At 71.3% G+C, this 14,237-nt stretch carries 12 protein-coding genes; 1 reads left to right on the top strand and 11 read right to left on the bottom strand.

All coding sequences use genetic code 11. The annotated features are described in order from the left end of the window. Nucleotides 1-3: 3 nt before the first annotated feature. From xylA to AB0367_RS26285, 9 genes are all read right to left on the bottom strand, one after another. Nucleotides 4-1,182 (bottom strand): xylose isomerase, encoded by a 1,179-nt coding sequence (gene xylA, locus AB0367_RS26325; protein WP_366229089.1) that lies wholly within the window; start codon nt 1,180-1,182, stop codon nt 4-6. Continuing rightward, on the bottom strand, nt 1,179-2,318 hold the full coding sequence (locus AB0367_RS26320; RefSeq protein WP_366229172.1) for a Gfo/Idh/MocA family oxidoreductase: 1,140 nt from the start codon (nt 2,316-2,318) through the stop codon (nt 1,179-1,181). The genes xylA and AB0367_RS26320 overlap by 4 nt, the downstream gene beginning before the upstream one ends. A gap of 86 nt (nt 2,319-2,404) precedes the next feature. Then, entirely contained in the window at nt 2,405-3,460 is a 1,056-nt protein-coding gene (locus tag AB0367_RS26315) for a substrate-binding domain-containing protein (protein WP_366229088.1), read from the bottom strand. A 124-nt stretch (nt 3,461-3,584) separates the two neighbouring features. Beyond that, nucleotides 3,585-4,640, bottom strand: a complete 1,056-nt coding sequence (locus AB0367_RS26310) for an ABC transporter permease (RefSeq protein ID WP_366229087.1) — start codon at nt 4,638-4,640, stop codon at nt 3,585-3,587. Continuing rightward, complete coding sequence (locus AB0367_RS26305) at nt 4,637-6,226, bottom strand: sugar ABC transporter ATP-binding protein (protein WP_366229086.1); 1,590 nt, start codon at nt 6,224-6,226, stop codon at nt 4,637-4,639. The genes AB0367_RS26310 and AB0367_RS26305 overlap by 4 nt, the downstream gene beginning before the upstream one ends. After that, entirely contained in the window at nt 6,223-7,413 is a 1,191-nt protein-coding gene (locus AB0367_RS26300; protein WP_366229085.1) for an ROK family transcriptional regulator, read from the bottom strand. Before AB0367_RS26300 ends, AB0367_RS26305 begins: the two co-directional genes overlap by 4 nt. A gap of 281 nt (nt 7,414-7,694) precedes the next feature. Then, complete coding sequence (locus AB0367_RS26295; protein ID WP_366229084.1) at nt 7,695-8,501, bottom strand: ABC transporter permease; 807 nt, start codon at nt 8,499-8,501, stop codon at nt 7,695-7,697. Then, on the bottom strand, nt 8,501-9,265 hold the full coding sequence (locus AB0367_RS26290; RefSeq protein WP_366229083.1) for an ABC transporter permease: 765 nt from the start codon (nt 9,263-9,265) through the stop codon (nt 8,501-8,503). The genes AB0367_RS26295 and AB0367_RS26290 overlap by 1 nt, the downstream gene beginning before the upstream one ends. Then, the gene (locus AB0367_RS26285; RefSeq protein WP_366229082.1) at nt 9,265-10,197 is read right to left on the bottom strand and encodes an ABC transporter ATP-binding protein; all 933 of its coding nucleotides are present in this window, start codon (nt 10,195-10,197) and stop codon (nt 9,265-9,267) included. Before AB0367_RS26285 ends, AB0367_RS26290 begins: the two co-directional genes overlap by 1 nt. 55 nt (nt 10,198-10,252) lie before the next feature. Here AB0367_RS26285 and mptB point away from each other — a divergent pair, with 55 nt between their 5' ends. Next, nucleotides 10,253-11,617 (top strand): polyprenol phosphomannose-dependent alpha 1,6 mannosyltransferase MptB, encoded by a 1,365-nt coding sequence (gene mptB / locus AB0367_RS26280; RefSeq protein WP_366229081.1) that lies wholly within the window; start codon nt 10,253-10,255, stop codon nt 11,615-11,617. On the opposite strand, the gene AB0367_RS26275 is transcribed toward mptB, so the two are convergent. Both AB0367_RS26275 and dnaG read right to left on the bottom strand, forming a co-directional pair. Continuing rightward, nucleotides 11,614-12,156, bottom strand: a complete 543-nt coding sequence (locus AB0367_RS26275) for a hypothetical protein (RefSeq protein WP_366229080.1) — start codon at nt 12,154-12,156, stop codon at nt 11,614-11,616. The two genes, mptB and AB0367_RS26275, sit on opposite strands and share 4 nt — an antisense overlap. Nucleotides 12,157-12,323: 167 nt before the next feature. Beyond that, nucleotides 12,324-14,174, bottom strand: a complete 1,851-nt coding sequence (gene dnaG, locus AB0367_RS26270; RefSeq protein ID WP_366229079.1) for a DNA primase — start codon at nt 14,172-14,174, stop codon at nt 12,324-12,326. Nucleotides 14,175-14,237: the final 63 nt, after the last annotated feature.

Genomic DNA, 14,237 nt, shown 5'->3' with positions numbered 1-14,237 from the left:
GGTTCAGCCACGAATTCCCAACAGGTGCTCCATGGCCAGCTGGTCGAGCCGCTCGAACGCCATCCCCCGGGCGGCGACCGTCTCGACGTCGATCTCCTCGGCGCGCAGCGCCTCCAGGGACTCCCCCGGCAGCAGCGTCGGCACCGACAGCTCGTCGACCCGCGCGGTCGCCAGGGCGGCGGACACCTCGGGATCGTCGCGGAACGTGCGCACCTTCTCCTTGAGGATCAGGTAGTTGCGCATGCAGGCCGCCGCGGTGACCCAGACGCCGTCGGCGTCCTCGGTGCGAGGCGGCTTGTAGTCGAAGTGGCGCGGCCCGGCGTACGCCGTGGGGTAGCCGGAGCTGTTCTCCAGCACATCGACGGTCCAGAACGCGCCCCGCAGGTTGCCGGCGCCGAAGCGCAGGTCCTGGTCGAAGCGCGGCCCGTGCTGGCCGTTGAGGTCGATGTGGAACAGCTTGCCGTGCCACAGCGCCTGCGCGATGCCGTGCGCGAAGTTCAGCCCGGCCATCTCCTCGTGCCCGATCTCGGGGTTGAGCCCGACCCGGGACGGCTCGTCCAGCGTGGAGATCAGCGCGAGCGCGTGGCCGATCGTCGGCAGCAGGATGTCGCCGCGCGGCTCGTTCGGCTTGGGCTCGATCGCCAGGCGGATGTCGTAGCCGCGCTCCCGGATATACGCGCAGATCGCGTTGATCGCCTCGCGGTAGCGGTCCAGCGCCGCGCGCATCTGCTTGCCGGCGCCGGACTCCGCACCCTCCCGGCCGCCCCACAGCACGTACGTGGGCGCGCCGAGCTCGGCCGCGAGGTCGATGTTGCGCATCACCTTCTGCAGCGCGAACCGCCGCACGGCGCGGTCGTTGGCGGTGAACGCGCCGTCCTTGAAGATGGGGTGCCCGAACAGGTTCGTGGTGGCCATCGACACGACCATGCCGGTGCCGTCCAGGGCCTCCCGGAAGCGGGTCACGACCTTGTCACGCACGGTCTCGTCGCTGCCGAACGGGATCAGGTCGTCGTCGTGGAAGCTGACGCCGTACGCCCCCAGCTCGGCCAGCCGGTGCACGGTCTCGACCGGGTCGAGCGCCGGTCGCGACGCCGCCCCGAAGACGTCCTGGGCCTGCCAGCCCACCGTCCACAGGCCGAACGAGAACCGGTCGGCCGGCGTAGGGACGTACGGATCATTCATGCGGCCACGCTCACCCAGGAGGAGGAGTCGGACTTCTGGACCGCGTCGAGGACGAGCTGCACCTGCAGAGCGTCCTCGAAGGACGGCGTCGGGTCGGCGCCGGTCGCCACCGCCTCGATGAAGTCGCGCATCTCGTGGGTGAAGGAGTGCTCGTACCCGATGATGTGCCCCGGCGGCCACCAGGCCCCGAAGTACGGGTGCTCGCCCTCGGTCACGAGGATACGGCTCCAGCCCTGCTCGGCCGCGGGCCGCGTGGCGTCGTAGTACTCGAGCTCGTTGAGGCGCTCGAGGTCAAAGGCCAGCGACCCGTACTCGCCGTTGATCTCGACCCGCAGCCCGTTCTTGCGGCCGGTCGCGAACCGGGTCGCCTCATACGTGGCCACCGCGCCGCCGTCGAGCCGGGCGATGAACAGCGCCGCGTCGTCGACGGTGACCTCGCCGGTCGCGACGCCGGCGCTCGCCGACAGGCCGGTGGAGGACTCCGGCAGCGGCCGCTCCTTGATGAACGTCTCGGTCAGCCCGGCGACGCCGGTGATGCGCTGACCGGTGACGAACTGGGTCAGGTCGATGATGTGCGCGCCGATGTCGCCGAGCGCGCCCGAGCCGGCCCGCTCCTGCTGGAGCCGCCAGACGAGCGGGAAGCTCGGATCGACGATCCAGTCCTGCAGGTAGACGGCGCGGACGTGGCGGATCGCGCCGAGCCGGCCGGCGGCGATCAGGTCGTGCATGAGGGTGACGGCGGGGACCCGGCGGTAGTTGAACCCGCAGGCCGAGCGCACACCCAGCGTCCGGGCCTTGACCGCGGCCTCGACCATGGCACGTGCCTCGTCGACCGTGTTCGCCAGCGGCTTCTCGCACAGGACGTGCTTACCCGCCTCGAGTGCGGCGATGGCGATCTCGGCGTGGCTGTCGCCCGGGGTACACACGTCGATGACGTCGATGTCGTCCCGGGCGATCAGCTCGCGCCAGTCGGTGACCGCTTCGGCCCAGCCGAGCCGGCGCGCGGCTTCCGCCACCTTCGCCCCATCGCGACCGCAGACGGCGACCATGCTCGCCCGCGCCGGTAGGTCGAAGACCCGGTTCACCGTGCGCCACGCCTGCGAGTGCGCGGCGCCCATGAAGGCGTAGCCGACCATGCCGACTCGCAGCTCCCCGCTGCTGCCCTGACTGGACACTGGCGGTTCCTCTCTGATTCCGATGGTTCAAGTAGTTCCGGATGGGGTCAGGACTTGAAGCCCAGCGGCAGGTACTTGTCGACGTTCTCCTTGGTGATCGTCTCGGACTGCAACACGATCAGCTTCGGCACCTGCAGCTCGACCAGGTCGCCCATCCCGTTGCCCTGCGCCGCGAGGCGGGCCAGGATGATCGCCGACGAGGCCATCGACGGCGGGTAGGTCACCGTCGCGGTGAGCACCGTGTCGCCGGCCTTGATGTGGTCCATCGCGTCGCGGGAGCCGGCGCCGCCGACCATGAAGAACTCCTTGCGCCCCGCCTGCTGGATCGCGGCGAGCACGCCGATGCCCTGGTCGTCGTCGTGGTTCCACACGGCGTCGAGCTTCGGCGCCGCCTGCAGCAGGTTGGCCGCGGCGGCCTGGCCCGACTGCACGGTGAAGCCGGCGGCGACGCGGTGCTTGACGCTCAGCCCGTAGTTCTTCAGCGCGTCGGCGAAGCCCTTCGAGCGGTCCTTGGTCAGCTGCAGCTCGTCGATGCCGGGGATCTCGCCGATGACCGCGTCCGTCTTGCCCTTGAGCTTCTCGCCGATGTAGTGACCGGCGGCGATGCCCATGCCGTAGTTGTCGCCCTTGATGAGGCTGAACGAGGCGGCGGAGTCGGAGAACTCGCGGTCGAGGTTGATGACGATGATGCCGGCGTCCGTGGCCTTCTTGCCGATGGCGGTGAGCTGCGCGCCGTCCTGCGGCAGCAGGACGATGGCGTCCGGCTTGCTCGCGATGAGGGTCTCCAGCGCGGCGATCTGGGCGGGCGCGTCCTTACCGGCGTCGACCACCTTGAGCGTCACGTCGGAGAACTTCGCCGCCTGCGCCTTGGCGTTGGCGGTGATCGCGCCGATCCAGCCGTGGTCGGCGGCCGGTGCGGAGAAGCCGATGGTGACCTGCTTGCCGGGTGCCGCGCTCGCGGCGTTGCCCTCCTTGACGTTGGTCTGAGGTGCGCTGTCCTTGGTCTCGTTCGACGTGCAGCCGGCCAGCAGCGCGCCGGCGCCGAGGGCCGCCCCGCCGAGCAGAAGCCGGCGGCGGGACATGTCGGGCGAGATTGCGCTCATCTCACGACCTCCTGGTCGTCTGTGGGATGTTGGGTGTTCGGGGGTGTACTTCATGAGCTGTTTTCGGGTGCACTGATCCGCGCTACCGTCCGGCGTGGACGTCGCGAGCGATCGGGGGAAGGCGCTATGAGGAGGCGGGCCTGCGCCAGAGCGATGTGACCCGGAACTGCTGAACGAGCACGGCGATGACGATGATGCCGCCGTTGATGACCCGCTGGATGTCCAGCGGCAGGTTGTTGACCACGAACAGGTTGGTGATCTGGCTGAAGATCAGCACGCCGAGCAGGGAGCCGATGATGGTGCCGCGGCCGCCCGTCAGCGCGGTGCCGCCGATGATCGCGGCGGCGATCGCGCTGAGCTCGTAGCCGTCGCCGTTGGTGTTGCTGCCGGAGGTGGTCTGCGAGACGACCATCAGCGCCGCGATGCCGCAGCAGAGGCCGCCCAGCACATACAGCAGCACCGTCTGCAGGCGGACGTTGATGCCGGCCAGGCGGGCCGCCTCGGTGTTGCCGCCGATGGCGATCGTGCGCCGGCCGAAGGTGGTGCGGTTGAGCAGGACCCAGCCGAGCACGACGACGACCAGGAAGATGATGATCGTGTACGGCACGCCGAGGAACTTGTCGCCGGCGAGGCTGATGATGAACTTGTTGTTGGTGATCTGCGTGTGCGACCCGGAGATGTTCTGGGCCAGGCCGCGGGCGGACACCATCATCGCCAGCGTGGCGATGAACGGCACCAGGCGTCCGTAGGCGATGAGCACGCCGTTGACGAGCCCGGCGGCGGCGCCGACGGCCAGCGCGGCGAAGACCATCGCACCGGCGCCGTAGCTCTGCGTCGCCACCGTCGTGCACCACACGCTCGCCAGGGCCAGCAACGCGCCGACCGACAGGTCGATGCCGCCGCTGATGATGACGAACGTCATGCCGACGGTGATCACGCCGATGCTGGAGGCCAGGGAGAGCACCGTGAGCTCGTTGCTCCACAGGCGCTCGATGTCGAGGAAGATGTCCGGCCGGGTGATCGCACCGATGATCAGCAGGAGCAGGAGCACGCCGATCAGGGCGAGGTTGCGCTTGGCGTTGTCCGCGCCGTCGCGCTGCCACCAGCTCTGCGCGGTGACGCGAGGTGGCTCGTGGACTCCCACCGGTTCCGTCGGGCTGATGCTATTGGCGGTGCTCATGCTGCGGTCCCTTCGGGGGCGGTGCTCGCCAGGTCGGCCCCGTCGAGCAGCGAGCCGGCCATCACCAGGTCGAGCACGGTGTCTTCGTCGAGTTCACCGGCGGGCGCCTCGCGCACGACCCTGCCCTCCCGCATGACCAGCACGCGGTCGGAGAGGCCGAGCACCTCGGGCACCTCGCTGGACACGAGCAGCACGCCGACACCCTCGTCGGCGAGCTTGCGGATCACCTGGTACAGCTCGGCCCGCGCACCCACGTCGACGCCGCGGGTGGGCTCGTCGAGCAGCAGCAGCCGGGTCTCGCCGAGCAGCCACCGGCCGACGACGACCTTCTGCTGGTTGCCGCCGGACAGCGTGCGCACCGGGCGGCGGACGTCGGCCGGGCGCAGGTCGAGGTCGCGGGTGACGTCCTCGGCCGCCTCGCGCTCGCGCCCGGCGTCGGTGAAGCCGGCCCGCGCGTAGCGGGCGAAGCCGGCCAGGGTCACGTTGCGGTAGATCGGCTCGCCGAGCAGCAGCGCCTGGCTCTTACGCTCCTCCGGCGCCATGCCGATGCCGGCCCGCACGGCGGCGCTGACGCTGCCGCGGCGCAGCTTCCGGCCGTTGAGCTCCACCGTCCCGGCGGCGGGCCGGCGCGCGCCGTAGATGCTCTCGAGCACCTCGGAGCGGCCGGAGCCGACCAGGCCGGTGATGCCCACGATCTCCCCGCCGTGGACGGCCAGCGACACGTCGCTGAAGCGGCCCGGCAGCGTCAGCCCCTCGACCCGCAGCAGCGGCTCGCCCTCGAAGGTGCGCGCGGCCGGTCGCTCGGGGAAGACGTACTCGATGGTGCGGCCGGTCATCCGGCTCACCAGCTCGCGGTTGGGGGTGGTCTTCGCGTCGAGGTTCGCGGCGGTGGTGCGGCCGTCCTTGAGCACGGTGACCCGGTCGCCGATCTCGCGGATCTCGTCGAGGCGGTGGGAGATGTAGATGACCGCGATGCCCTGCGCGGTGAGGCCGCGCACGATGCGGAACAGGTTCTGCACCTCGTCGTGGGCCAGCACGGCGCTCGGCTCGTCCATGATGAGCAGCCGTGCCTCGCGCGACAGCGCCCGGCCCATGCTGACGATCTGCTTCGCGGCCGCGGGCAGCTTGCCGACCTCGCGGCCGCCCGGGATCTCCGGGTGGCCGAGGCGCAGCAGGATCGCGGCCGCGCCGCGGCGCATCGCCCGCCGGGCCACGAAGCCGCCGGTGTTGGGCTCGTGGCCGAGATACATGTTCTCGGCCACGCTGAGCCCGTCGACCAGGTCGAGCTCCTGGTAGATGGTGGCGATGCCGGCCTTCATGGCCGCCTGCGGGCTGCCGAAGGCGGCCGGCTCGCCCTGCCACCAGATCTCCCCCGAGTCCGGGGTGTGCGCGCCGGAGAGGATCTTGATCAGCGTCGACTTGCCCGCGCCGTTCTGCCCGAGCAGGCAGTGCACCTCGCCCGCGCGCACCTCGAGCTGGACGCCGTCGAGCGCACGGACGCCGGGGAACGTCTTGACCACATCGGTGAGCCGGAGGACCACGTCCGCCGGGGAGTGTTCGGGGGTCCGTGCCGGTGGTTCTGTCATGATGGCCGTCCATATGCGAGTTCGCTCGCCAGCACCGCGGCGCCCACGACGCCGGCGCGAGGGCCGAGCTCGGACAGGACGACCGGCAGGTTGCCGGTCGCAAGGGGCAGCGAGCGCCGGTACACCACGCTGCGGATCTCGGCGAGCAGGATGTGCCCGAGGCCGGCCAGGCCGCCGCCGATCACGATCATCGACGGGTTGATGAAGCTGACCAGGCCGGCGAGCACCCCGCCGACGCGCCGCCCGCCGTCGCGGATGAGCCGGATGCAGGTGACGTCGCCCTCGGCCGCACCGTCGGCGACGTCCTTCGCGGTCACCGCGCCGTTGGCGGTGAGGCGGTCCGCGAGCGCCGGGGAGGCGCCACTGCGGGCCGCGGCGGTCGCGTCGCGAGCGAGCGCGCCGCCGCCGAAGAGCGCCTCCAGGCAGCCGACGTTGCCGCACGCGCAGATCGGCCCGTGGCTGTCGACCTGGATGTGGCCGATGTCGCCGGCGCATCCGTCGGTGCCCCGGTAGACCTCGCCGTTGAGGTAGATGCCGCAGCCGATGCCCGTGCCGACCTTGAGGAACAGCAGGTTGTCGACCGAGTGCGCGACGCCGCCGTAGCGCTCGCCGATGCTCATGATGTTGACGTCGTTGTCGACGACGACCGGGCAGTTGTGCTCGCGCCCGAGCGCCTCCCGCACCGGGAACCGGTCCCAGCCGGGCATGATCGGCGGAGAGACCGGCACCCCGTCGCGGAAGCTGACCGGGCCGGGCACGCCGATGCCGATGGCGTTGAGGCGCTCGTAGGCGCCCTCCGCCTTGAACTTGTGCAGGATCTCGTTGACCCGCTGCAGGATCACCTTCGGTCCTGAACGGATGTCGGAGCGCTCCCCGTAGGCGGCGATCGGCTCCAGCCGGCCGTCGCTGATCTCCACGTCGATCGAGCTGGCGCCCAGGTCGACCGCGGCGAAGCGCAGCCCCGGGTTGAGCTCGACCAGCGTCGAACGCCGCCCGCCACGGCTCGCGGCCGGCCCCGCCTCGCGGATCAGCCCGGTCGCGACCAGCGCGTCCAGGTCCGCCAGCAGCCGGGGCCGCGGCACCTCGAGACGATCGGCCAGCTCCGCACGCGACAACGCACCGGTGTCCCGCAACAGGCGGAGCAGGCGCGACTGAACCGGGTTGTCAATGGCACTGACCGTGTTCATGGGGCACCTCCTCGTCAGGTCGCAGGCAGGCGTCCGCGACATGCGGCTACACCACCACACCGGCACGCCGGCCCCGGTTTGCCGGGCCGTGTGCCGTGCGTTACACCCGTGTTGCGTCGAGACTTTAGGCCGTCCCACCCCCCGCGTCTAGAGCTTCTGGCGCTCGTAACCAAACTTTTGCTGGTTTTGACGTAAGTTCGGACGCAATCGAAAATATGCACGTTTCCGCAGGCCAGATGCCCTCCATAGAGATCATCCGACCTTTCCAAAACCGGGGCAAACTAGGTCAGCAGAAGTTTTCCCAGCCGGCGGCTCGCGAGCCACAGCCCGCCCGCTGCCAGGGCTGCCAGATAGACCGCGTGCCAGACCAGTCCCCACTGCGGTGAGCCGGTGCACAGCCCGCGCACGAGCGCGACGCCGTGATACAGCGGGGTTGCCTCGACCAGCACCCGGGCCACGAGCGGATAGCCCGACGGCGGCGCGAACGTCCCGCTGAACAGAAACAGCCCGAACTGCGCCACGTTGACGTAGTCGAAGTCCTGCCACGAGCGCAGCAGCGTCGACAACGCCATGCCCAGCCCGCCGAACGCGAACCCGACCAGCATCGCCGCCGGGAACGCCGCCAGCGCCCACAGCGGGGCGGTCAGCCCGAGCGCCACCATCACCGTCAGGAACGCCGCGCAGTAGAACCCGCCGCGGATCATCGCCCACAGCAGCTCACCCCCGGACAGCTGCATCGGCGTGACCGGCGTGGCCAGCGTGGCGTCGTAGAGCTTCATGAACTTCAACTTGCCGTAGAAGTTCATGACGGTCTCGGCCAGCGCACCGTTCATGCCCGACGCGGCGAGCATCGCCGGCGCCACGAACTGCGCATACGTCACCATTCGCCCGTCGGCCAGCGGCACGTCGCCGATCAGCCGCCCCACCCCGACGCCGATCGAGAGCAGATACAGCAGCGGCTCGGCGAACCCGGACAGCAGCACCCACCAGTACAACGCATGCCGCGCCGCCGCCAGGTTACGCGCGGTGACCGACAGCGCGCCCCTGGCGTCGCGCTCGATCCGCCCATAGACCATCGTTGTGACCATCAGTCCTCCAGCCGGTGGGTGAAGCCGCGCAGGGCCAGCGCATAGCCGGCCGCGATCCAGGCCAGCAGGACGGCCGTGTGCGCCCAGACACCCCAGGCGGTCGGGGTGCCCAGCGTGGCCGCGCGGCACAGCTCGACGCCGTGCCACAGCGGTGAGGCGTAGGCCAGCGCGCGGGCCGGCGCGGGCAGGCTCTCCACCGGGAAGAACACGCCGGCGAACAGCGACATCGGCACCACGACCAGGCGGAACAGCACGGCGAAATAGCCGTCGCTGTCCACCGCCGCCGCGAAACCGAACGTCGGAGCCCCGAACGCCAGGCCGACCAGCACCGCGGGCAGCGGTGCGGCGAGCGCCCACCACGAGTGCAGGGCTCCGAAGGGCAGCAGCACCAGCAGGAACGCGACCGCGGCCAGCGCGGTCCGCAGCGCCAGATACAGCAGGTGTCCCCGCATGATCGCCCCCGTCGTCAGCGGCGTGGCGCGCATCGCGTGGTAGCTGCGAATCCAGTTGAACGCCGAGAACACCGGCCAGGTCGACTCGCCGACGGCGACCTGCAACGCGGTCGAGGCGAGCAGGCCGGGGCCGATGTAGTCCAGATACGGCACGCCGAGCCCGCCGCCCGGGCGCGCGTCGACGTAGCTGCCGACCGTCACGCCCATGGCGATCAGGAACATGGCCGGCAGGGCGAACGAGCTGAACACCGTCGAGCGCCACGTGCGCCGATAGGAGGTGAGGTGGTATTCCAGAGCGGCCAGGGTGCCCATCACTCCACCAACGTCCGCCCGGTGAGGTGCAGGAACACGTCCTCCAGCGAGCCGCGCCGGACCAGCGTGCTCGACGGCACCAGGCCGCGCCCGGCGATCTCGGCCACCGCGGCGTCGCCGTCCGCCGTGTAGATCAGGACGCGGTCCGGCAGCACCTCGACGCGCTCACCGATGCCGTCGAGCTTGTCAGCGGCCGTGTCCGACGGCTCCTCGCCGAAGCGCACCTCGACCACCTCGCGCGTCGAGTGCCGCTCGATCAGTTGCCGCGGCGAGCCCTCCGCGACGATCCGCCCCGCGTCCATCACGACGAGCCGGTCGCACAACTGCTCGGCCTCGTCCATGTAGTGCGTCGTGAGGACCAGCGTCACGCCGCGCTGCTTGAGCCGGAACAGCCGCTCCCAGACCAGGTGCCGGGCCTGCGGATCCAGCCCGGTGGTCGGCTCGTCGAGCAGCACGATGTCGGGTTCGTTGACCAGCGCCCGGGCGATCGTCAGCCGTCGCTTCATGCCACCGGACAGCGGCTCCACCTTGTCGCCGGCCCGGTCGGCCAGCTGCACGAAGTCGAGCAACTCCCTGGCACGCTCCCGCGCGACCCGCCGCGGCACCCCGAAATAGCGTGCGTAGGCGACGAGGTTTTCCAGCACGGTCAGCTCCGGGTCGAGCGTGTCCTGCTGCGGGCACACGCCCAGCCGCGCCCGGATCGCGGGGCCGTCCCGCGCCGCGTCGAGGCCGAGGATGCGCAGCGACCCGCTCGTCGGGCGCGACACGCACCCGATCATCCGCATCGTCGAGGACTTGCCCGCACCGTTGGGGCCCAGGAACCCGAAGGCCTCGCCGGCTGCCACCCGCACGTCGATCCCATCGACCGCCGTGAAGTCACCGAACCGCTTGACCAGCGCGGTCGCCGCGATCAATGCCCCGTTGTTCGCCACGGCCCCGACCATAGCCCCGGGGTACGACAATTTTGGACGCTATTACGATGCCCCCGTGCGCCTCAACCCGCGCTGGCTCGGGCTGGCCGCGACAACCCTGCTGGCCGCCAGCGGTTTCCTGGCCGGCAAGCCGCTACCCCACGACGCCGCGTGGGTGACCGGCGTCTGCGTCTGGTTCGTCGGCCTGGCCCTGCTGGCCCGCGCCTGGTGGGCCCTGCGCGACACCACCGGCACCCGCGAACTGCTCGTCACCGCGGCGATCTGGAGCGCGCCGCTGCTGATCGCGCCGCCCATGGGTGCCCTGGACGTGTACGCGTACGCCTGCCAGGGCCAGCTCTTCGACGCCGGGTTCAACCTGTACGAACACGGGCCGTCGGCGCTGCCGTGCACCTGGCTGTCCGACGTACCGCCGCTGTGGCGCGACACCCCGACCCCCTACGGCCCGCTGTGGTTCGCGATCTCCGGCGGCGCCGCCTGGCTCGCGCACGGCCACCTCGTCGTCGCCGTCGGCCTGTTCCGCCTGGTCGCGGTGCTGGGGCTGGTGCTGTGCGTGGCGGCGGCGCACCGCCTCACCGACGGTAACGCCGCACTGGCCGCCAGCCCGCTCGTGCTGATCCACGTCGTCTCCGGTGTGCACAACGACATCCTGCTCGCCGGCTTCGTGCTGGCCGGCTTCGCGTTCGCCACCCGCGGCCGGTCGGGGCTGTCCGGCGCCGCCTTCGGGCTCGCCGCGGCCGTGAAGGTCACCGCCGTGGTCGCCGCGCCCTTCGCGGTGCTGCTCGTGCTGTTCCGCGGCAACGGGCTGTGCCGCCGCGCGCCGGTGAGCTTCACCGGGGCGATGCTGCTGACGTACACCGTGCTCGCCGCCACGACCGGCCACGGCCTCGGCTTCGTCCGGGCGCTCGGCTCCACCGCCGAGCTCAAGCAGTGGCTGTCGATCCCGACGGGGGTGGGCATGGCCGCCGGTTACGTGCTGCGCGCCGCGGGCCGGCCGGCGGCGTTCGACACCGCGGTGGCCGTGGCCCGCACGCTCGGGTTCGCCGCCCTCGCCGCGATCCTGTTGTACCTCTGGTGGCGGGCGCTGCGCACGGCGCGCCGCACGCCGGCGGAGGCCGCCGACCCGGTGCTCACCGCCGCCGGCCTGGCGCTGCTGGCCACGGCCGTGCTCGGGCCGGTGTTCTACGCCTGGTACGCGCTCGCCGGCATCGCGGTGCTCGCCGGCACGCACCTGACCGGCCGGCTGCGCACCGGCGTGCACGTCGCCGTCGTGGCGCTGCCGTTCCTGACCCTGCCGGACAGCCTGGGCCTGGCCACGAAGACGAAGCTGCCGGGCGCGTTCCTCGACGTCGCACTGGTCGTCGCGGTACTCGTGCGCCTGATCCGGTCCCGCCGCCGAGTGCCGGCGGCGAGCAAGCCCTAAGAGGCGGTACCGACGCCGGATCTCGCCCAGGCGACCAGCTCGTGCGTCTGCTCGGCCACGCCCGTCGCCTGCGGGTCGACGTCCTCGTCGTAGCGGACCGTCCAGCACAGCCCGTTGACGCCGGGGACGCGCCGCCCCACGACCCGCACGCCGCCACGCACGCCGGTGATCTCGTCGAGCGGGTGGTGCGAGGTGTGCGCGATCGACTTGTTGACCCGCACCCGGACCTGCTCGGGCACTCTGTCGGGGTCGAGCAGGGTGAGCAGCAGCGGCGGGAGGTCGGCCACCACGGCGTACTCCTCGTCGCCGACCGGCAGCTCGCGCGCCGCGACCACGGCGAGCTGGCGGCCCGACCAGGTGGCCTTGTGGATCTCGTGCCAGCCCAGGCGCTGCTCGACGCCGGGCAGCCACAGGCCGTGGTTCGTCGCCACCACGACGTTGTCGCCGGTGGCGACGGCCCAGGCGACCACGCGCTCGTCGGGGCCGAGCTTGGGGCGCTTGTCGGCGGGCAGCCGCCGCCGCTTCAGAAAGCCGAACACGTGCTAACCGTCCCCCAAAATCGTGATATCGGCGAAATGTCCGACCGCTTGCGGTCGGGCGGGGCGCTCGCCGGCAGCGGCGAGGTCCTCGGACATTTCGGACCCAACGGCGGTTCGCGGCGACACCGGAAGCGCCGCGGCGGTCCCAGGTGGGCGTAGACCTGGCGTCACCAGCGGCTCGCGCCGCGATCCCGCAGCGCCCGGGCGTGCTGCTCCAGCGACACCAGCTCGCTGAACAGCCGCAGGTGGTCCTCGGCGTTGCTCACCGGGTTGATGCGCTGCAGCTTGGACTTGAGCTCGGCGATGGTCCGGTTGAGCGCCATCAGCTGGAGGCGGTTGATCGTCGCCTCGACGTAGCGCGGGTCGGGCTCACCGTCCAGGCGCAGCGGCTCCACCGCCAGCTCCGCGACCAGCGCGCCGGCGGCCAGGTCGAGGCACGCCTCGCGGACCTGTTCGATCCACACCGCGCCGCCGCTGCCACTGGACGCGCCGCCCGCCTCGGCGACCGCGGTGCGCAGGACCGAATACACCGGATGGGTGTACATGTCGGCGCCGACCGCGTCGAACATCGGGCCGGCCAGCGCCGGCTGCTGCAGCGCCAGCTTGAGCGCCTCCCGCTCGACCAGCGCCTCGGCGCTGTCGGGGGCGAGGATGCGCCGCTGCGGCTGGGCGGGCACGGGGTCGGCGACGCCCTTGGCGGCCGCGTTGACCGAGCGCTGCACGGTCTCGAGCTCCATGCCGAGGTCGCCGGCGAGCTTGCGGGCATACTCCGGCCGCAGCGTGCGGTCCTTGATCTTGGCGACCAGGGGCGCGGTCGCCCGCAGCGCGCCGACGCGGCCCTCGGCGGTGTCGAGGTCGAAGCGCTGGATCACCGAGCGCAGCGCGAAGTCGAGCAGCGGCTGGCGGTCGGCGACCAGGTCGCGCACGGCCACATCGCCCTTGGCCAGGCGCAGGTCGCAGGGGTCCATGTTGTCGGGGCCGACCGCGATGAACGTCTGGGCGACGAAGCGCTGGTCGTCCTCGAACGCACGCAACGCCGCCTTCTGCCCGGCCGCGTCCCCGTCGAACGTGAAGATGATCTCGCCGCCGTAGCCGTCGGCGTCCAGCAGCAGCCGGCGCAGCACCGAGATGTGGTCGCCACCGAACGCGGTGCCGCAGGTCGCGACCGCCACCGGCACCCCGGCGAGGTGGCACGCCATCACGTCGGTGTAGCCCTCGACGATGACGACCCGGCTCTGCTTGGCGATCTCCCGTTTGGCCTGGTCGATGCCATAAAGCACGTGCGACTTCTTGTACAGCGGGGTCTCGGGCGTGTTGAGATACTTCGGGCCGTCGTCGTCGTCGAACAGCCGCCGCGCGCCGAAACCGATCACGTCGCCGGAGATGTCCTTGATCGGCCACACCAGCCGGCGGCGGAACCGGTCGATGAGCCCGCCGGAGCGCCCCTCGCGGGAGAGGCCGGCGCTGGTCAGCTCCTGCGCGGAGTATCCCTTCTGGCGCAGGTGCTTGCTCAGGCGATCCCAGCCGTCGGGGGCGAACCCGCACCCGTAGCGCTCGGCGGCCTCCTTGCTGAACCCGCGCTGGGCCAGGAACTCGCGGGCCTGGCGGGCGCCCGGCGTGCCGAGCTGCTCGGCGTAGAACCGGGCGGCCTCGGCGTGCGCGGCGATCAGCCGCTGCTTCTGCCCGGCGGGGCGGATCGGGGCGCTGCCGGCCTCGACGTATCGCAGCTGCAGCCCGGCGCGCGCGGCGAGGCGCTCGACCGACTCGACGAAGCTCAGGTGGTCGTGGTCCATCAGGAACTTGATGGCGTCGCCGCCGGCGCCGCAGCCGTGGCAGAAATACACGTTCCGGGTGGGCGAGACGTTGAACGAGGCGGTCTTCTCGTCGTGGAACGGGCACAGGCCCTTGAGGTTGCCACCGCCCGCGGAACGCAGCGTGACGTGCTCGGAGATCACGTCCTCGATCGACGTGCGCTCCCGGACCAGGGCGATGTCCTCATCCTTGATCTTGCCGGCCACTCCCCACCTCCCACCGGTCCGACGCCTACATCCTGCCTCGTGGCACCGACAATTTACGACTCG

Source organism: Dactylosporangium sp. NPDC051484 (assembly GCF_040689395.1).
Lineage (GTDB): Bacteria > Actinomycetota > Actinomycetes > Mycobacteriales > Micromonosporaceae > Dactylosporangium.
This window is presented reverse-complemented; position numbering and strand designations above follow the sequence as displayed.

Bases quoted from the DNA above. Each gene is read 5' to 3' on its own strand.
- AB0367_RS26295 (WP_366229084.1), bottom strand. From the start codon at position 8,501: ATGGTCACAACGATGGTCTATGGGCGGATCGAGCGCGACGCCAGGGGC.
- AB0367_RS26315 (WP_366229088.1), bottom strand. From the start codon at position 3,460: ATGAGCGCAATCTCGCCCGACATGTCCCGCCGCCGGCTTCTGCTCGGC.
- AB0367_RS26310 (WP_366229087.1), bottom strand. From the start codon at position 4,640: ATGAGCACCGCCAATAGCATCAGCCCGACGGAACCGGTGGGAGTCCAC.
- AB0367_RS26320 (WP_366229172.1), bottom strand. From the start codon at position 2,318: ATGGTCGGCTACGCCTTCATGGGCGCCGCGCACTCGCAGGCGTGGCGC.
- AB0367_RS26290 (WP_366229083.1), bottom strand. From the start codon at position 9,265: ATGGGCACCCTGGCCGCTCTGGAATACCACCTCACCTCCTATCGGCGC.
- xylA (WP_366229089.1), bottom strand. From the start codon at position 1,182: ATGAATGATCCGTACGTCCCTACGCCGGCCGACCGGTTCTCGTTCGGC.
- AB0367_RS26300 (WP_366229085.1), bottom strand. From the start codon at position 7,413: ATGAACACGGTCAGTGCCATTGACAACCCGGTTCAGTCGCGCCTGCTC.
- AB0367_RS26305 (WP_366229086.1), bottom strand. From the start codon at position 6,226: ATGACAGAACCACCGGCACGGACCCCCGAACACTCCCCGGCGGACGTG.